This window comes from Streptomyces sp. 15-116A (assembly GCF_025290915.1).
Lineage (GTDB): Bacteria > Actinomycetota > Actinomycetes > Streptomycetales > Streptomycetaceae > Streptomyces.
Map to the genome: position 1 here is coordinate 1 of NZ_JAOCQE010000119.1, position 18,363 is coordinate 18,363.

Below are 18,363 nucleotides of genomic sequence, written 5' to 3' on the forward strand. Positions count from 1 at the left end.
CCCCGACGAGACCCTCCCCCTCCACATCACCCCCGGCACCACCACCGACCCCGCCCTCGCCGCCGCCACCCTCGCCGCCACCCAGGGCGCCGACTCCCTCGCCGTGGAGGAGCACCACCTCACCGTCACCCGCCACCGAGCCATCCGCGACGCGGCCCCCACCCTCCGCCTCGCCAACATCGGCGGCACGGTCGAACAACTCAGGATCATCAAGGACGAGGAGGAGATCTCCTGCCTCCGCATCGGCGCGGAGATCGCCGACCAGGCCCTCGGCGAACTCCTCGAATCCATCCTCGTAGGCCGTACCGAACGCCACCTCGCGCTCGAACTGGAGCGCCGCCTCGTCGACCACGGCGCCGACGGCCCCGCCTTCCCCACCTCCGTGGCCACCGGCCCGAACGCCGGCCGCCGCGGCCACCGCCCCACCGACCGCCGTGTCGAGGAGGGCGACTTCCTCTCCGTCTGCCTGGGCGCCACCTACCGCGGCTACCGCTGCGAGATCGGCCGCACGTTCGTGATCGGCACGGCCCCGGCGGACTGGCAGATCGAGCTCTACGACCTCGTCTTCGCCGCGCAGCGGGCCGGCCGGGAGTCCCTCGTCCCCGGCGCGGCCTGCCGGGACGTCGACCATGCGGCCCGCCAGGTACTGGACTCCGCGGGCTACGCCGACGCCCTGCCACCCCTCACCGGTCACGGCGTAGGACTCGAAATCGACGAGGACCCTCAGCTGGCCCCCGCGGCCATGGGTAAACTGGACGCTTGCGTGCCGGTCACCGTCGAACCGGGGGTCCACCTCCCGGGACGGGGCGGTGTCCGGATCGATGACACGCTCGTCGTACGCCCCGAGGCGGACGGCGGACCCGAGCTACTCACCATCACGACCAAGGAGCTGCTCGCGCTCTAGCCTTCGCGCTGTGCGTCTGCCTGCCCCGGGGTCGTCCACGTCAGTCCAGTCCAGGAGAATCCTCAACCGTGGCTTCCACGAACGACCTCAAGAACGGCATGGTGCTCAAGCTCGAAGGCGGCCAGCTCTGGTCCGTCGTCGAGTTCCAGCACGTCAAGCCCGGTAAGGGCCCGGCCTTCGTGCGCACCAAGCTCAAGAACGTGCTCTCCGGCAAGGTCGTCGACAAGACCTTCAACGCCGGCGTCAAGGTCGAAACGGCCACCGTCGACAAGCGCGACATGCAGTTCTCCTACATGGACGGCGACTACTTCGTCTTCATGGACATGGAGACCTACGACCAGCTGCACATCGACCGCAAGGTCGTCGGCGACGCCGCGAACTTCCTCGTCGAGGGCTTCGAGGCCACCGTCGCCCAGCACGAGGGCGAGGTGCTCTTCGTCGAGCTCCCCGCCGCCGTCGAGCTGACCGTCGCCGAGACCGAGCCGGGCGTCCAGGGTGACCGCTCCACCGGCGGCACCAAGCCCGCGACGCTGGAGACCGGCCACCAGATCCAGGTCCCGCTCTTCATCACCACCGGTGAGAAGATCAAGGTCGACACCCGCAGCAGCGACTACCTCGGCCGGGTGAACAGCTAACCGTGGCTGCCCGCAACACGGCCCGCAAGCGTGCCTTCCAGATCCTCTTCGAGGGCGACCAGCGCGGCGCCGACGTCCTGACCGTGCTCGGTGACTGGATCCGGCACGCCCGGTCCGACACCCGGCAGCCGCCGGTGAGCGAGTACACGATGCAGCTCGTCGAGGGCTACGCGGAGCACGCGAAGCGGATCGACGAGCTGATCGCGCAGTACGCGGTCGGCTGGACGCTGGACCGGATGCCGGTGGTGGACCGCAACATCCTTCGTCTTGGTGCGTATGAGCTGATCTGGGTCGACGAGACGCCGGACGCCGTTGTGCTGGACGAGATGGTGCAGTTGGCGAAGGAGTTCTCGACGGACGAGTCGCCCTCGTTCGTCAACGGGCTCCTGGGCCGGCTGAAGGAACTCAAGCCTTCGTTGCGTCGCGAGGCGTAGGTCCGCCCAGACGCCGTAGGGGTGCGGTTCGGTGTGCGGGTGCGGGTCATCCGTGGCTTGTCGCGCAGTTCCCCGCGCCCCTAGCAGCGTCGTCATCACCGCGTATGACAAAGCCGCCGGGGTGGCCGGACCCAAACAGGTCCGGTCACCCCGGCGGCACGTTTCTGCTCAGCCCGCGGAGCGTTACGCGTCCTCGTGTGTGGCCACCGCGCGCCGGGCGTCCGCGTCGAGGACGCCCCAGCTGATCAGCTGCTCGGTGAGGACCGAGGGGGACTGGTCGTAGATGACGGCGAGGGTGCGCAGGTCGTCCTGGCGGATGGAGAGGACCTTGCCGTTGTAGTCGCCGCGCTGCGACTGGATGGTCGCCGCGTAGCGCTGAAGGGGGCCCGCCTTCTCGGCCGGCACCGTGGCCAGCCGCTCCAGGTCGAGGACCAGCTTCGGCGGCGGCTCGGCGGCGCCGCCCGGAGTGGTGCCCGGCAGCAGCTCCTGCACCGGAACGCCGTAGAAGTCCGCCAGCTCCGCAAGGCGCTGAACGGTCACCGCGCGGTCGCCGCGCTCGTACGAACCGACCACGACCGCCTTCCAGCGTCCCTGGGACTTCTCCTCGACACCGTGGAGGGAAAGGCCCTGCTGGGTGCGGATCGCCCGGAGCTTGGCCCCGAGCTGTTTGGCGTATTCGCTGGACATATAGCTCCCCGGCACTGGGTCGACGCGGCGGGATGGGTTTCCTGCCGCGCAGCTGGTAACTCACTGTGAGGTTACGCAGCGTTACTCTCGTGCGTCAAGCCGAATGGTCCACACCGACTCTTCCGTGGTAGCGAAGATCGCTTGAGCCAAACGGGTGATCGGAGCCCTCTCGCGGGGTGACCGGGGGGCGATCAAGGGTTTCGCGGCGACCTGATACCGTGGGTGACGCAATCCCGACGTCCTTTAAGGTCCGTCCCGTGAGGCGGAGAAGGAGGTCCGTTTCGTATGGACAAGCAGCAGGACTCACCGTCCGATGCGCGGCCCGTCGATGCACGACCCGTTCTCGAAGGTCCTGACATCGCGCGCGTACTGACCCGCATCGCCCACGAGATCGTCGAACGCGCCAAGGGTGCCGACGACGTGGTGCTCCTCGGCATTCCGACCCGGGGTGTCTTCCTCGCCCAGCGGCTCGCCGCCAAGCTCGAGCAGATCACCGAGCGCAAGGTCCCGGTCGGCTCGCTGGACATCACCATGTACCGCGACGACCTGCGCATGCACCCGCCGCGTGCGCTGGCCCGTACCGAGATCCCCGGTGACGGCATCGACGGCCGCCTCGTCGTCCTCGTCGACGACGTGCTGTTCTCCGGCCGCACCATCCGCGCCGCCCTCGACGCGCTGAACGACATCGGGCGCCCCCGCGCGGTGCAGCTCGCCGTGCTCGTCGACCGCGGCCACCGTGAACTGCCCATCCGCGCCGACTACGTCGGCAAGAACCTCCCCACGTCGCTGCGGGAGACGGTCAAGGTCCAGCTCGCCGAGGAGGACGGTCGCGACACCGTGCTGCTCGGCGCCAAGCGGGCCGATCAGTAGCAGATCAGCAGAGCGGGCACCCGTGCCTCCGTGCGTCCGCGCACGCACGGTCACCCGCACCCCTCTGCCCGGTTCTGCCCCGAACCTCCCGAATGAACTGCCTTACGGAGCCTGACAGATGCAGCGTCATCTCATCTCGGCCGCCGACCTCACCCGCGACGACGCCGTCCTGATCCTCGACACCGCCGAGGAGATGGCCCGGGTCGCGGACCGGCCGATCAAGAAACTGCCCACCCTGCGCGGCCGGACCGTGGTCAACCTCTTCTTCGAGGACTCCACCCGCACCCGGATCTCCTTCGAGGCCGCCGAGAAGCGGCTGTCCGCGGACGTCATCAACTTCTCCGCCAAGGGCTCCAGCGTCTCCAAGGGCGAGTCCCTGAAGGACACCGCCCAGACCCTGGAGGCCATGGGCGTCGACGCCGTCGTCATCCGGCACGGCGCCTCCGGGGCCCCGTACCGCCTCGCCACCTCCGGCTGGATCGACGCGCACGTCATCAACGCCGGTGACGGCACCCATCAGCACCCCACCCAGGCGCTGCTCGACGCCTTCACCATGCGGCGCCGGCTCGTCGGCCGGGACGCCGGGATCGGCCAGGACCTGTCCGGCCGGCGCATCACCATCGTCGGCGACGTCCTGCACAGCCGGGTCGCCCGCTCCAACGTGGACCTGCTGCACACCCTCGGCGCCGAGGTCACCCTCGTCGCCCCGCCGACCCTGCTGCCGGTCGGCATCGACACCTGGCCCTGCGAGGTCTCCTACGACCTCGACTCGACGCTGCCCAAGTCCGACGCCGTGATGATGCTGCGCGTCCAGCGCGAGCGGATGAACGCCGCGTTCTTCCCCACCGAGCGTGAGTACTCGCGGCGCTACGGCCTCGACGGCGACCGGATGGCGCGGATGCCGGAGCACGCGATCGTGATGCACCCCGGCCCGATGGTCCGCGGCATGGAGATCACCGCCGAGGTCGCCGACTCCGACCGCTGCACCGTCGTGGAGCAGGTCGCCAACGGCGTCTCCATCCGGATGGCCGTCCTCTACCTGCTGCTGGGCGGCAACGAACCCGCCGTCACCCACGCCCGTACCACCGAGGAGAAGTAAGAACATGAGCAAGATCCTGATCCGTGGTGCGAAGGTGCTCGGCGGCGAGCCGCAGGACGTCCTGATCGACGGCGAGACCATCGCTGAGGTCGGCGCGGACCTGAGCGCCGAGGGGGCGGAGGTGGTCGAGGCCGACGGCAAGGTGCTGCTCCCGGGCCTGGTCGACCTGCACACCCACCTGCGCGAGCCCGGCCGCGAGGACTCCGAGACGGTCCTCACCGGCACCCGCGCGGCGGCGAGCGGCGGTTACACCTCCGTGTTCGCCATGGCCAACACCTTCCCCGTGGCCGACACCGCCGGTGTCGTCGAGCAGGTGTGGCGGCTCGGCAAGGAACACGGCTACTGCGACGTGCAGCCGATCGGCGCCGTCACCGTCGGCCTGGAGGGGCAGAAGCTCGCCGAGCTGGGCGCCATGCACGAGTCGGCCGCCGGGGTCACCGTCTTCTCCGACGACGGCAAATGCGTCCACGACGCCGTGATCATGCGGCGGGCCCTGGAGTACGTGAAGGCCTTCGGCGGTGTCATCGCCCAGCACGCTCAGGAGCCGCGGCTCACCGAGGGCGCCCAGATGAACGAGGGCATCGTCTCCGCCGAGCTCGGTCTCGGCGGCTGGCCGGCCGTCGCCGAGGAGTCGATCATCGCCCGCGACGTGCTGCTCGCCGAGCACGTCGGCTCCCGCGTGCACATCTGCCACCTGTCGACCGCCGGGTCCGTCGAGATCGTCCGCTGGGCCAAGTCCCGCGGCATCGACGTCACAGCCGAGGTCACCCCGCACCACCTGCTCCTCACCGACGAGCTGGTGCGGACGTACAACCCGGTCTACAAGGTCAACCCGCCGCTGCGCACCGAACGCGACGTGATGGCGCTGCGCGAGGCGCTCGCCGACGGCACCATCGACATCGTCGCCACCGACCACGCCCCGCACCCGCACGAGGACAAGGACTGCGAGTGGGCCGCCGCCGCCATGGGCATGGTCGGCCTGGAGACCGCGCTGTCAGTGGTCCAGGAGACCATGGTCGACACGGGCCTGCTGGACTGGGCCGGCGTCGCCGACCGCATGTCCTTCACGCCCGCCCGGATCGGACAGGCCGACGGCCACGGCCGCCCCGTCTCGGCAGGTGAGCCCGCCAACCTCACCCTCGTCGACACGGCATACCGTGGCTCCGTGGACCCCGCGGGCTTCGCCTCGCGCAGCCGCAACACCCCCTACGAGGGGCGCGAGCTGCCGGGTCGTGTCACGCACACCTGGCTCCGGGGCAAGGCCACGCTCGTCGACGGGAAGCTCACGTGACACCTGTACTCCTGCTGGCCGCCGGGAAGGAATCGGCGGAAGTGACCGACTGGGCCGCCCGCATCGGCTGGGTCGTCGGACTCGCCCTGTTCGTCGCGCTCGTCTACTGGCTGATGCGCGAGGGCTGGAAGTGGCGCGGCACGCTCCAGAGCGACCTGCCGGAGCTGCACAGCGCGCCGGACGACCCGGGTCCGGCGAGACTGAGCATGAGCGGCCGCTACCACGGCTCCACCACCGCCGGGCAGTGGCTCGACCGCATCGTGGCGCACGGCCTGGGCACCCGCAGCCGGGCCGAGCTCACACTGACCGACGCCGGACTGGACGTCGTACGCCCCGGGGCGAACGACTTCTTCATCCCGGCCGGCGCACTGCGCGAGGCCCGGCTCGACAAGGGCATCGCCGGCAAGGTCCTCACCGAGGGCGGCCTGCTGGTGGTGACCTGGGCGCACGGCGAGCGGCTGATCGACTCCGGCTTCCGCTCCGACCACGCGGCCGAGCACAACGAGTGGGTCGCCACCCTCAACTCCATGATCGAAACCACCAGCACGGAAGGCGCCGAACGATGACGACCTCCACCAGGGGAGCCGCCCGGGTTCCCGCCGTACTCGTCCTCGAGGACGGCCGGATGTTCCGCGGCCGTGCCTACGGGGCCGTGGGGGTGACCTTCGGCGAAGCCGTGTTCTCCACCGGGATGACCGGCTACCAGGAGACCCTCACCGACCCGTCGTACCACCGCCAGGTGGTCGTGATGACCGCCCCGCACGTCGGCAACACCGGCGTCAACGACGAGGACATGGAGTCCAGGAAGATCTGGGTCTCCGGTTACGTCGTCCGCGACCCCGCGCGCGTGCCGTCCAGCTGGCGCTCCCGCCGCACGCTGGACGACGAGCTGCGCGCCCAGGGCGTCGTCGGCATCTCCGGCATCGACACCCGTGCTCTCACCCGCCATCTGCGCGAGCGCGGCGCCATGCGCGTCGGCATCTTCTCCGGCCAGGCCCTGCCCGACGAGGGCACCATGCTCGCCGAGGTGCGCCAGGCCCCCGAGATGAAGGGCGCCGACCTCTCCGCCGAGGTCGCCACCACCGAGCCGTACGTCGTCCCCGCGATCGGCGAGAAGAAGTTCACCGTCGCCGCCGTCGACCTCGGCATCAAGGGCATGACCCCGCACCGGATGGCCGAGCGCGGCATCGAGGTGCACGTCCTCCCGGCCACCGCGAGCGTCGAGGACGTCTACGCCGTCAACCCGGACGGCGTGTTCTTCTCCAACGGCCCCGGCGACCCGGCCACCGCCGACCACCCGGTCTCCGTGATGCGGGCGGTGCTGGAGCGCGGCACCCCGCTGTTCGGCATCTGCTTCGGCAACCAGATCCTCGGCCGCGCCCTCGGCTTCGGCACCTTCAAGCTGAAGTACGGCCACCGCGGCATCAACCAGCCCGTGCAGGACCGTACGACCGGCAAGGTCGAGGTCACCGCGCACAACCACGGCTTCGCCGTGGACGCCCCGCTCGACAAGGTCTCCGAGACCCCCTACGGCCGCGCCGAGGTCTCCCACGTCTGCCTCAACGACAACGTGGTGGAAGGCCTCCGGCTCCTCGACAAGCCGGCCTTCAGCGTCCAGTACCACCCCGAAGCGGCAGCCGGCCCGCACGACGCCGCCTACCTGTTCGACCGCTTCGTTTCCCTGATGGAGGGCCAGCGTGCCTAAGCGCACCGATATCCAGTCCGTCCTGGTCATCGGCTCCGGCCCGATCGTCATCGGCCAGGCCGCCGAGTTCGACTACTCCGGCACCCAGGCGTGCCGCGTACTCAAGGCCGAGGGCCTGCGCGTCATCCTGGTCAACTCCAACCCGGCGACGATCATGACCGACCCGGAGATCGCCGACGCGACGTACGTCGAGCCGATCACCCCGGAGTTCGTCGAGAAGATCATCGCCAAGGAGCGCCCGGACGCCCTGCTGCCCACCCTGGGCGGCCAGACGGCCCTGAACACCGCGATCTCGCTGCACGAGAACGGCGTCCTCGACAAGTACGGCGTCGAGCTGATCGGCGCCAATGTGGAGGCGATCCACAAGGGCGAGGACCGCGACCAGTTCAAGGAGGTCGTGGAGGAGGTCCGCAAGAAGATCGGCCACGGCGAGTCCGCCCGCTCCTACATCTGCCACTCCATGGACGACGTCCTCAAGGGCGTCGAGGAGCTCGGCGGCTACCCGGTCGTCGTCCGCCCCTCCTTCACCATGGGCGGCGCCGGCTCCGGCTTCGCGCACGACGAGGAGGAGCTGCGCCGCATCGCCGGCCAGGGCCTCACGCTCTCCCCGACCACCGAGGTGCTCCTGGAGGAGTCCATCCTCGGCTGGAAGGAGTACGAGCTGGAGCTGATGCGCGACAAGCACGACAACGTCGTGGTCGTCTGCTCCATCGAGAACTTCGACCCGATGGGCGTCCACACCGGCGACTCGATCACCGTCGCGCCCGCGATGACGCTCACCGACCGCGAGTACCAGATCCTGCGGGACATCGGCATCGCCGTGATCCGCGAGGTCGGTGTCGACACCGGCGGCTGCAACATCCAGTTCGCGGTGAACCCGGCCGACGGCCGCGTCATCGTCATCGAGATGAACCCGCGCGTGTCGCGGTCCTCGGCGCTCGCCTCCAAGGCGACCGGCTTCCCCATCGCCAAGATCGCCGCGAAGCTCGCCGTGGGCTACACGCTGGACGAGATCCCGAACGACATCACCCAGGAGACCCCGGCCTCGTTCGAGCCGACCCTGGACTACGTGGTCGTCAAGGCGCCGCGGTTCGCCTTCGAGAAGTTCCCGAGCGCCGACTCGACGCTGACCACCACCATGAAGTCGGTCGGCGAGGCCATGGCCATCGGCCGGAACTTCACCGAGGCCTTCCAGAAGGCGCTGCGCTCGCTGGAGAAGAAGGGCAGCCAGTTCACGTTCGTGGGCGAGCCCGGCGACAAGCAGGAGCTGCTGGAGGCCTCCGTCCGGCCGACCGACGGGCGCATCAACACCGTCATGCAGGCCATCCGCGCCGGCGCCACGCCCGAGGAGGTCTTCGCGTACACGAAGATCGACCCCTGGTTCGTCGACCAGCTCTTCCTCATCAAGGAGATCGCCGACGAGCTGGCCGAGGCGCCCGAGCTGACGCGCGAGCTGCTGGCCGAGGCGAAGCGGCACGGCTTCTCCGACCAGCAGATCGGTGAGATCCGCGGCCTGCGCGAGGACGTCGTCCGCGAGGTCCGGCACGCCCTCGGCATCCGCCCGGTCTACAAGACGGTCGACACCTGCGCCGCCGAGTTCGCCGCGAAGACGCCGTACTTCTACTCCTCCTACGACGAGGAGACCGAGGTCGCCCCGCGCGAGAAGCCGGCCGTGATCATCCTGGGCTCGGGCCCCAACCGCATCGGCCAGGGCATCGAGTTCGACTACTCCTGCGTCCACGCGTCCTTCGCGCTCAGCGACGCCGGGTACGAGACCGTGATGGTCAACTGCAACCCGGAGACCGTCTCCACCGACTACGACACCTCCGACCGCCTGTACTTCGAGCCACTGACGCTCGAGGACGTGCTGGAGATCGTCCATGCCGAGCAGCAGGCCGGACCGGTCGCGGGCGTGGTCGTCCAGCTCGGCGGCCAGACCCCACTGGGTCTGTCGCAGGCGCTGAAGGACAACGGCGTGCCGATCGTCGGCACCTCCCCCGAGGCCATCCACGCCGCCGAGGACCGCGGCGCCTTCGGCCGCGTGCTCAAGGAGGCCGGCCTGCCCGCCCCCAAGCACGGCACCGCCACCACCTTCGCCGAGGCCAAGGCCATCGCCGACGAGATCGGCTACCCGGTCCTCGTCCGCCCCTCCTACGTCCTCGGCGGACGCGGCATGGAGATCGTCTACGACGAGACCCGGCTGGAGTCGTACATCGCCGAGTCGACCGAGATCAGCCCCTCGCGGCCGGTGCTCGTCGACCGGTTCCTCGACGACGCCATCGAGATCGACGTCGACGCGCTCTACGACGGCGAAGAGCTGTACCTCGGCGGCGTCATGGAGCACATCGAGGAGGCCGGTATCCACTCCGGCGACTCGGCCTGCGCCCTGCCCCCGATCACCCTCGGCGGCTTCGACATCAAGCGCCTGCGCGCCTCCACGGAGGCCATCGCGCGCGGTGTCGGGGTGCGCGGCCTGATCAACATCCAGTTCGCGCTGGCCGGGGACATCCTCTACGTCCTCGAGGCCAACCCGCGTGCCTCGCGCACGGTGCCCTTCACCTCGAAGGCGACCGCGGTGCCGCTCGCCAAGGCCGCCGCGCGGATCTCGCTGGGCGCCACCATCGCCGAGCTGCGCGCCGAGGGGCTGCTCCCGGCGAACGGCGACGGCGGCGAACTGCCGCTGGACGCGCCGATCTCCGTCAAGGAGGCCGTCATGCCGTGGTCCCGCTTCCGGGACATCCACGGCCGCGGCGTCGACACGGTCCTCGGCCCGGAGATGCGCTCCACCGGCGAGGTCATGGGCATCGACAACGTCTTCGGCACGGCGTACGCCAAGTCGCAGGCCGGCGCGTACGGCCCGCTGCCGACGAAGGGCCGGGCGTTCATCTCGGTCGCCAACCGCGACAAGCGCTCGATGATCTTCCCGGCGCGCGAGCTGGTCGCCCACGGCTTCGAGCTGCTGGCCACCTCCGGCACGGCCGAGGTGCTCAAGCGCAACGGCATCAACGCCACGGTGGTGCGCAAGCAGTCCGAGGGCCCCGGGCCGAACGGCGAGAAGACCATCGTCCAGCTCATCCACGACGGCGAGGTCGACCTCATCGTCAACACCCCGTACGGCACCGGCGGCCGCCTCGACGGCTACGACATCCGTACGGCGGCGGTGGCGCGGTCCGTGCCGTGCCTGACGACGGTCCAGGCGCTCGCGGCGGCGGTCCAGGGCATCGACGCCCTCAACCGCGGCGACGTCGGCGTCCGCTCGCTCCAGGAACACGCCGAACACCTGACGGCGGCCCGCGACTAGCAGCCCGACGAGGGGGACACCGAGAACGGTGTCCCCCTCTTCATGAGCACACCTGGGACACCTTCACCGATGTACAAGCTCTTCTTCCGCCTGGTCTTCCGCCGGCTCGACCCCGAGCAGGCCCACCACCTGGCCTTCCGCTGGATCCGGCTGATCGCGCGCGTGCCCGTGCTGCGGACCTTCGTCGCCGCCGTGCTCGCGCCCCGCTTCAAGGAGCTGCGCACCGAGGCGCTGGGGCTGCGTCTGCACAGCCCCTTCGGGCTCGCCGCCGGCTTCGACAAGAACGCCGTGGGCATCGACGGCCTGGCCATGCTCGGCTTCGACCACGTCGAGATCGGCACCGTCACCGGGGAGCCGCAGCCCGGCAACCCCAAGCAGCGGCTGTTCCGCCTGGTCGCCGACCGGGCGCTGATCAACCGCATGGGCTTCAACAACGAGGGCTCGCTCAAGGTCGCCGCGCGGCTGGCCTCCCGCAAGCCCGTCTTCAAGGCCGTGGTCGGCGTCAACATCGGCAAGACCAAGGTCGTACCGGAGGACGAGGCCGTCCTCGACTACGTGAAGTCCGCCGAGCGGCTCGCCCCGTACGCCGACTATCTGGTCGTCAACGTCTCCTCGCCCAACACGCCCGGGCTGCGCAACCTGCAGGCCGTGGACCAGCTGCGCCCGCTGCTGAGCGCCGTGCGCGAGGCCGCCGACCGCACCGTCACCACCCGCCGCGTGCCGCTGCTGGTGAAGATCGCACCCGACCTCGCCGACGAGGACGTCGACGCGGTCGCCGACCTCGCCGTGGAGCTCGGCCTGGACGGGATCATCGCCACCAACACCACCATCGCCCGCGAGGGACTCGGACTGCGCTCCGCACCCGCGCTGGTCCAGGAGACCGGCGGCCTGTCCGGGGCGCCCCTCAAGGAGCGCTCCCTGGAGGTGCTGCGGCGCCTGCACGCGCGCGTGGGCGACCGGATCACCCTGATCGGCGTCGGCGGCATCGAGAACGCCGAGGACGCCTGGCAGCGCATCCTGGCCGGTGCCACGCTGGTCCAGGGGTACAGCGCCTTCATCTACCAGGGCCCCTTCTGGGCCCGAGCCATCCACAAGGGGCTCGCCGCGCGCCTGCGCACCAGCCCGTACGCCACGCTCGCCGACGCGGTGGGCGCCGACGTGAGGACATCGGCATGACCGGTCTCGAACCCTTCGGCGCGCGGCTGCGCCGGGCCATGGACGAGCGCGGACCGCTGTGCGTCGGCATCGACCCGCACGCCTCCCTGCTGTCCGAGTGGGGCCTGAACGACGACGTGGCGGGCCTGGAGCGGTTCAGCCGCACCGTCGTCGAGGCGGTCGCCGACCGGGTCGCGGTGCTCAAGCCGCAGAGCGCCTTCTTCGAGCGCTTCGGCTCGCGCGGTGTCGCCGTGCTGGAGAAGACCGTGCGGGAGGCGCGGGCGGCCGGCGCGCTGGTGGTGATGGACGCCAAGCGCGGCGACATCGGCTCCACCATGGCCGCGTACGCCGAGTCGTTCCTGCACAAGGACGCGCCTTTGTTCTCCGACGCGCTCACGGTCTCGCCGTACCTCGGCTACGGCTCGCTCAGCCCGGCCGTCGCGCTGGCCCGGGAGAGCGGCACGGGCCTGTTCGTGCTGGCGCTGACCTCCAACCCGGAGGGCGGCGAGGTGCAGCACGCGGTGCGCCACGACGGGCGGACCGTCGGCGCGACGATGCTCGGGCACCTGTCCGTCGAGAACGCGGGGGAGGAGCCCCTGGGGTCCTTCGGCGCGGTCGTCGGTGCCACGCTGGGTGACCTGTCGTCGTACGACCTGGACATCAACGGCCCGCTCCTCGCGCCCGGCATCGGGGCGCAGGGCGCCAAGGCGGCCGATCTTCCGGCGGTCTTCGGCAGCGCGGTGCGCAATGTGGTGCCGAACGTCAGCCGGGGAGTGTTGCGCCACGGTCCCGACGCGACCACGCTGCGTGACGCCGCGGAGCGTTTCGCGGAGGAGATCAGGGCCGCGGTGACGGCGGCCTGAACCCTTCGCGGGGACGGTGGAGGGCCGCCGGGGTCTGGATACATCCACAAATCCGGGGCAGTATGTCCTCAATGTCCGGCCTGACGGAGGCTGACCAGGACTTTTCCGCTGTTCTCGCTGACTCTTGCGGAGTTGACCGCTAGTCTCCGACGAGAGAACGGGCAAGCGTGTTGCTCGTGGCTCCCCAGGTGTGGGGCGACTAGGTTCCTCACCGGTCCGTATCCGACAGTTCGACATCCGAGGTGACGTAGGCGTGGCTCTTCCGCCCCTTACCCCTGAACAGCGCGCAGCCGCGCTCGAAAAGGCCGCCGCGGCTCGCCGGGAGCGGGCCGAGGTCAAGAATCGACTCAAGCACTCCGGCGCCTCCCTTCACGAGGTCATCAAGCAGGGCCAGGAGAACGACGTCATCGGCAAGATGAAGGTCTCCGCCCTGCTCGAGTCGCTGCCGGGCGTGGGCAAGGTCCGCGCCAAGCAGATCATGGAGCGACTGGGCATCTCCGAGAGCCGCCGCGTGCGGGGTCTCGGTTCCAACCAGATCGCCTCCCTGGAGCGCGAGTTCGGCAGCACCGGGTCCTGAGTCCCGGGCACCCCGGCATTGCTGGAATAATCGCTGCATGGCTGCAACACCCCGGGGGACGACCCCCGTGCCCCCGGACGTACGTCCGCGGCTGACCGTGCTCTCCGGCCCCTCGGGGGTCGGCAAGAGCACGGTCGTCGCTCATATGCGCAAGGAACACCCCGAGGTCTGGCTCTCGGTGTCGGCGACGACCCGCAAGCCCCGTCCAGGTGAGCAGCACGGCGTCCACTACTTCTTCGTCACCGACGAGGAGATGGACAAGCTGATCGCCAACGGTGAGCTGCTGGAGTGGGCCGAGTTCGCCGGCAACCGCTACGGCACGCCCCGCGCGGCCGTCATCGAGCACCTGGAGGCGGGTGTGCCGGTCCTGCTGGAGATCGATCTCCAGGGTGCCCGGCAGGTCCGTGAGTCCATGGCCGAGGCGCAGCTGGTGTTCCTGGCTCCGCCCTCCTGGGAGGAGCTCGTGCGCCGGCTCACCGGGCGAGGCACCGAATCGCCGGAGGTGATCGAGCGCCGGCTGCAGGCCGCGAAGACCGAACTCGCGGCCGAGGCGGAGTTCGACTCGACCCTGGTCAACACCTCCGTCGAGGACGTGGCCCGCGAGCTGCTAGCCTTGATGAACGTCGTGTGAGCGTGAGCAGTCGCTCACCGGTCGCACCGACTGAATCTTTCCCATCCATCGGAAGGTAGAGCGTGTCCTCTTCCATCTCCGCGCCCGAGGGCATCATCAACCCGCCGATCGACGAGCTCCTCGAGGCCACGGACTCGAAGTACAGCCTCGTGATCTACGCGGCCAAGCGGGCCCGCCAGATCAACGCGTACTACTCGCAGCTCGGCGAGGGCCTGCTCGAGTACGTCGGTCCCCTCGTCGACACCCACGTCCACGAGAAGCCGCTCTCGATCGCCCTGCGCGAGATCAACGCGGGACTGCTGACCTCCGAGGCCGTCGAGGGCCCCGGTCAGTAAGTCGTATCAGCATCCTGGTGCTGACTTTTCCACAGGCCCGGCAGTACGTCTGCCGGGCCTGTGGTGTGTGATGGGGGTGTACGAGTCCGAGCCGGGGGAGAGCGGGGAGAGACGGTGGACAAGCCGAAGGTCGTTCTGGGAGTCAGCGGCGGCATCGCCGCCTACAAGGCGTGCGAGCTGCTCCGCAGGCTGACGGAGTCGGGACACGACGTCCGTGTCGTGCCCACCGCCTCCGCGCTGCAGTTCGTCGGCGCCGCCACCTGGTCCGCGCTCTCCGGGAACCCCGTCTCCACCGAGGTGTGGGACGACGTCCACGAGGTGCCGCACGTCCGCATCGGGCAGCAGGCCGATCTGGTGGTCGTCGCCCCGGCCACCGCCGACATGCTCGCCAAGGCGGCCCACGGCCTCGCCGACGACCTCCTCACCAACACCCTGCTCACGGCCCGATGTCCCGTCGTCTTCGCGCCGGCCATGCACACCGAGATGTGGGAGCACCCGGCCACCCAGGACAACGTCGCCACCCTGCGCGCGCGGGGCGCCGTCGTGATCGAACCGGCCGTCGGCCGTCTCACCGGCGTCGACACCGGCAAGGGGCGGCTGCCCGACCCGGGCGAGATCTTCGAGGTGTGCCGCCGGGTGCTGGCCCGCGGGGTCACCGAGCCCGATCTCAAGGGCCGGCACGTCGTGGTCAGCGCCGGAGGCACCCGCGAGCCCCTCGACCCCGTGCGCTTCCTCGGCAACCGCTCCTCCGGCAAGCAGGGCTACGCCCTCGCCCGCACCGCCGCCGCCCGGGGCGCCCGGGTCACGCTGATCGCAGCCAACACCGCCCTGCCCGACCCGGCCGGCGTGGACGTCGTGCCCGTCGGCACGGCCGTCCAGCTGCGCGAGGAGGTGCTGCGGGCCGCCGCCGACGCCGACGCGGTGGTCATGGCCGCCGCCGTCGCCGACTTCCGCCCCGCCGCCTACGCGGCCGGGAAGATCAAGAAGAAGGACGACCAGGAGCCCGCCCCCATCACCCTGGTCCGCAACCCCGACATCCTCGCCGAGATCTCCGCCGAACGGGCCCGCCCCGGACAGGTGATCGTCGGCTTCGCCGCCGAGACCGACGACGTCCTCGCCAACGGGCGCGCCAAGCTGAAGCGCAAGGGCTGCGATCTGCTCGTGGTGAACGAGGTGGGGGAGCGCAAGACCTTCGGCTCCGAGGAGAACGAGGCCGTGGTGCTGGGCGCCGACGGCAGCGAGACCCCGGTCGCCCACGGACCCAAGGAAGCCCTGGCCGAGACGGTGTGGGACCTGGTGGCCGAGCGTCTCGGCTGAGCCCGGCATCCGCCGTCCGGCCCTTTGAAACCACGCTCACCGGTGCGTGGCGCCTCTGGCCAACACCACCGGTTGCTGGGCAGAATGCCCGTGCCGCAGGTCACAGCGCTCCCGAGAGGCGAGACAGGGGACCCCGTGGCGATGCGCGACCGATAAACTGTTCCAAGGACGGCGCCGGGTGCAGCCCCCGCCGTCCGCCAATGATCAGCCAGCAGCCGCTGCAACCCCAGGGAGCGTTGTGTCCCGTCGTCTGTTCACCTCGGAGTCCGTGACCGAGGGTCACCCCGACAAGATCGCTGACCAGATCAGCGACACCATTCTCGACGCGCTGCTCCGCGAGGACCCGACCTCCCGGGTAGCCGTCGAGACGCTCATCACCACCGGTCTCGTGCACGTGGCCGGTGAGGTCACGACCAAGGCGTACGCGGACATCGCGACGCTGGTCCGAGGCAAGATCCTCGAGATCGGCTACGACTCCTCGAAGAAGGGCTTCGACGGCGCCTCCTGCGGTGTCTCGGTGTCGATCGGCGCCCAGTCCCCCGACATCGCGCAGGGCGTCGACGCGGCCTACGAGGCCCGCGTCGAGGGCGACGACGACGAGCTGGACCGGCAGGGCGCCGGCGACCAGGGCCTGATGTTCGGCTACGCGACGGACGAGACGCCGACGCTGATGCCGCTGCCGATCTTCCTGGCGCACCGCCTGTCCAAGCGCCTGTCCGACGTGCGCAAGAACGGCACCATCCCCTACCTGCGCCCCGACGGCAAGACGCAGGTCACCATCGAGTACGACGGCGACAAGGCCGTCCGCCTCGACACGGTCGTCGTCTCCTCGCAGCACGCCTCCGACATCGACCTGGAGTCGCTGCTCGCCCCCGACATCCGCGAGTTCGTCGTGGAGCCGGAGCTGAAGGCGCTGCTCGACGACGGCATCAAGCTGGACACCGAGAACTACCGGCTGCTGGTCAACCCCACCGGCCGCTTCGAGATCGGCGGCCCGATGGGCGACGCCGGCCTCACCGGCCGCAAGATCATCATCGACACCTATGGCGGTATGGCCCGCCACGGCGGCGGCGCCTTCTCCGGCAAGGACCCGTCCAAGGTGGACCGCTCGGCCGCGTACGCGATGCGCTGGGTCGCGAAGAACGTGGTCGCGGCCGGTCTGGCCTCCCGCTGCGAGGTCCAGGTCGCGTACGCGATCGGCAAGGCCGAGCCGGTGGGTCTGTTCGTCGAGACCTTCGGCACCGCGAAGATCGACACCGAGCGCATCGAGCAGGCCATCGACGAGGTCTTCGACCTGCGTCCGGCCGCGATCATCCGCGACCTGGACCTGCTGCGCCCGATCTACTCCCAGACCGCCGCGTACGGCCACTTCGGCCGTGAGCTGCCCGACTTCACCTGGGAGCGCACGGACCGCGTGGACGCGCTGCGCCAGGCGGCGGGGCTGTAGGCCACGCCCTTTCGCGTCTCGCCGAGGCCCGGCGTCCCTGTGGGGGCGCCGGGCCTCGGCTTGTCGGGATGCCGGGCCTCGGTCTTTGGGGATGTTGGTGGCCCGGGCCCTCTCGGAGGGGGCGCCGTAAAAGCCGTCGCGGGTGGGTGTGCGGGCGCCCTACGCTGGTGCGGCGCGTCGGCCCGGTGCGATGGGCGCGGATACTTCCGGGGAAGTCCCCTCGCAGGTTCGAATCCTGCTGCCGGTCCTGGACCGGTATGGCCGAGCGGCCCAAGGCAGAAGCGCCGTACGGCGTTCGTTGTCCGCACCCGGTGAGATCTCGGGCCGGCGTCGCTGTCAGTGGCGTTTGGTAAGAATGCAAGCGTGAGCAGCGAGAACGGACCGGCGGACGGCGGCGCGGAGGGTGCGCCGCCGGAGCAGCTCGCGCTCATCCGGGAGAGCGTGCGCAAGGCCAAGGCACCCCGGGCCAAGCCGCGCACCTGGCGCGGGGCCAAGCTGGCCGGGGAGCTGCCGGTCGCGCGTGTGCTCGTCGACAAGGGCGTGCTGCATCTCGACCGGTACTTCGACTACGCCGTCCCCGAGGAGCTCGACGCCGACGCCCAGCCCGGTGTGCGGGTGCGGGTGCGGTTCGGGGCCGGGCGGCACCGGGTGCGCGAGGGACGCCGTGAGGGCGGCGGACTGATCGACGGGTTCCTGATCGAGCGGCTCGCCGAGTCCGACTACTCGGGGCCCCTCGCGGCGCTGGCCCAGGTGGTCTCGCCCGAGCCGGTGCTCAGCGAGGAACTGCTGGGGCTCGCCCGCGCCGTCGCCGACCGGTACGCCGGAAGCCTCGCCGATGTGCTGCAGCTCGCCGTGCCCCCGCGCAACGCGCGCGCGGAACAGCGCCCCTCGCCCGCGCCCCTGCCCCCGCCCCCGGCGCCCGAGGCGGGCTCCTGGGCGCGCTACGAGCAGGGGCCCGCGTTCCTGGAGTCACTGGCCTCGGGAGGCGCCCCACGGGCCGTCTGGCACGCCCTGCCCGGTCCGCAGTGGAGCGAGGAGCTGGCCCGTGCCGTCGCCGCCACGCTGGCCTCGGGGCGGGGCGCGCTCGTCGTCCTGCCGGACGGACGGGCCGT

17 protein-coding genes and 1 pseudogene are annotated in these 18,363 nt (G+C 70.5%); 17 read left to right on the top strand and 1 reads right to left on the bottom strand.

Annotated features, from left to right (window positions below; translation table 11 throughout):
- From N4P33_RS19630 to nusB, 3 genes are all read left to right on the top strand, one after another.
- On the top strand, positions 1 to 904 hold a 904-nt coding region (locus N4P33_RS19630; RefSeq protein ID WP_260827944.1), incomplete at its 5' end, for an aminopeptidase P family protein.
- Positions 905 to 972: 68 nt separating this feature from the next.
- Positions 973 to 1,539, top strand: a complete 567-nt coding sequence (gene efp, locus N4P33_RS19635) for an elongation factor P (protein ID WP_260827945.1) — start codon at positions 973 to 975, stop codon at positions 1,537 to 1,539.
- A 2-nt stretch (positions 1,540 to 1,541) separates the two neighbouring features.
- Positions 1,542 to 1,973 carry a transcription antitermination factor NusB gene (gene nusB / locus N4P33_RS19640; protein WP_260827946.1) on the top strand — a complete coding sequence of 144 codons (432 nt, stop codon included), beginning with the start codon at positions 1,542 to 1,544 and terminating at the stop codon, positions 1,971 to 1,973.
- Between the two features lie 183 nt (positions 1,974 to 2,156).
- Here nusB and bldD read toward each other — a convergent pair whose 3' ends face one another.
- Positions 2,157 to 2,660: a transcriptional regulator BldD gene (gene bldD, locus N4P33_RS19645; protein ID WP_020938842.1), complete on the bottom strand. Its 504-nt coding sequence runs from the start codon at positions 2,658 to 2,660 to the stop codon at positions 2,157 to 2,159.
- A 285-nt stretch (positions 2,661 to 2,945) separates the two neighbouring features.
- Here bldD and pyrR point away from each other — a divergent pair, with 285 nt between their 5' ends.
- The 14 genes and pseudogenes from pyrR to N4P33_RS19715 all read left to right on the top strand — a co-directional run.
- Positions 2,946 to 3,530, top strand: a complete 585-nt coding sequence (pyrR, locus tag N4P33_RS19650; protein ID WP_260827947.1) for a bifunctional pyr operon transcriptional regulator/uracil phosphoribosyltransferase PyrR — start codon at positions 2,946 to 2,948, stop codon at positions 3,528 to 3,530.
- A gap of 118 nt (positions 3,531 to 3,648) precedes the next feature.
- Positions 3,649 to 4,629, top strand: coding sequence for an aspartate carbamoyltransferase catalytic subunit (locus N4P33_RS19655; protein WP_260827948.1), 981 nt, complete (start codon positions 3,649 to 3,651; stop codon positions 4,627 to 4,629).
- 4 nt (positions 4,630 to 4,633) lie between these two features.
- Positions 4,634 to 5,920, top strand: coding sequence for a dihydroorotase (locus N4P33_RS19660; RefSeq protein WP_260827949.1), 1,287 nt, complete (start codon positions 4,634 to 4,636; stop codon positions 5,918 to 5,920).
- Positions 5,917 to 6,486 (top strand): hypothetical protein, encoded by a 570-nt coding sequence (locus N4P33_RS19665; RefSeq protein ID WP_260827950.1) that lies wholly within the window; start codon positions 5,917 to 5,919, stop codon positions 6,484 to 6,486. The genes N4P33_RS19660 and N4P33_RS19665 overlap by 4 nt, the downstream gene beginning before the upstream one ends.
- Positions 6,483 to 7,625, top strand: coding sequence for a glutamine-hydrolyzing carbamoyl-phosphate synthase small subunit (carA, locus tag N4P33_RS19670; RefSeq protein ID WP_260827951.1), 1,143 nt, complete (start codon positions 6,483 to 6,485; stop codon positions 7,623 to 7,625). The genes N4P33_RS19665 and carA overlap by 4 nt, the downstream gene beginning before the upstream one ends.
- A complete protein-coding gene (gene carB / locus N4P33_RS19675; RefSeq protein ID WP_260827952.1) occupies positions 7,618 to 10,926 on the top strand; it encodes a carbamoyl-phosphate synthase large subunit in 3,309 nt (1,102 codons plus the stop codon). The genes carA and carB overlap by 8 nt, the downstream gene beginning before the upstream one ends.
- Before the next feature lie 69 nt (positions 10,927 to 10,995).
- The gene (locus tag N4P33_RS19680; protein WP_260827953.1) at positions 10,996 to 12,102 is read left to right on the top strand and encodes a quinone-dependent dihydroorotate dehydrogenase; all 1,107 of its coding nucleotides are present in this window, start codon (positions 10,996 to 10,998) and stop codon (positions 12,100 to 12,102) included.
- Entirely contained in the window at positions 12,099 to 12,944 is an 846-nt protein-coding gene (gene pyrF, locus N4P33_RS19685) for an orotidine-5'-phosphate decarboxylase (RefSeq protein ID WP_260827954.1), read from the top strand. The genes N4P33_RS19680 and pyrF overlap by 4 nt, the downstream gene beginning before the upstream one ends.
- 253 nt (positions 12,945 to 13,197) lie before the next feature.
- Entirely contained in the window at positions 13,198 to 13,521 is a 324-nt protein-coding gene (locus N4P33_RS19690) for an integration host factor (protein WP_003977346.1), read from the top strand.
- Positions 13,522 to 13,558: 37 nt separating this feature from the next.
- Entirely contained in the window at positions 13,559 to 14,152 is a 594-nt protein-coding gene (gmk, locus tag N4P33_RS19695) for a guanylate kinase (RefSeq protein WP_260827955.1), read from the top strand.
- A gap of 62 nt (positions 14,153 to 14,214) precedes the next feature.
- Positions 14,215 to 14,487, top strand: a complete 273-nt coding sequence (rpoZ, locus tag N4P33_RS19700; RefSeq protein ID WP_004933985.1) for a DNA-directed RNA polymerase subunit omega — start codon at positions 14,215 to 14,217, stop codon at positions 14,485 to 14,487.
- 114 nt (positions 14,488 to 14,601) lie between these two features.
- Positions 14,602 to 15,804, top strand: coding sequence for a bifunctional phosphopantothenoylcysteine decarboxylase/phosphopantothenate--cysteine ligase CoaBC (gene coaBC / locus N4P33_RS19705; protein ID WP_260827956.1), 1,203 nt, complete (start codon positions 14,602 to 14,604; stop codon positions 15,802 to 15,804).
- Between the two features lie 238 nt (positions 15,805 to 16,042).
- Positions 16,043 to 17,251 (top strand): methionine adenosyltransferase, encoded by a 1,209-nt coding sequence (gene metK, locus N4P33_RS19710; RefSeq protein ID WP_260827957.1) that lies wholly within the window; start codon positions 16,043 to 16,045, stop codon positions 17,249 to 17,251.
- Between the two features lie 363 nt (positions 17,252 to 17,614).
- A pseudogene (locus tag N4P33_RS19715) lies at positions 17,615 to 18,363 on the top strand (primosome assembly protein PriA); the annotation flags it as partial.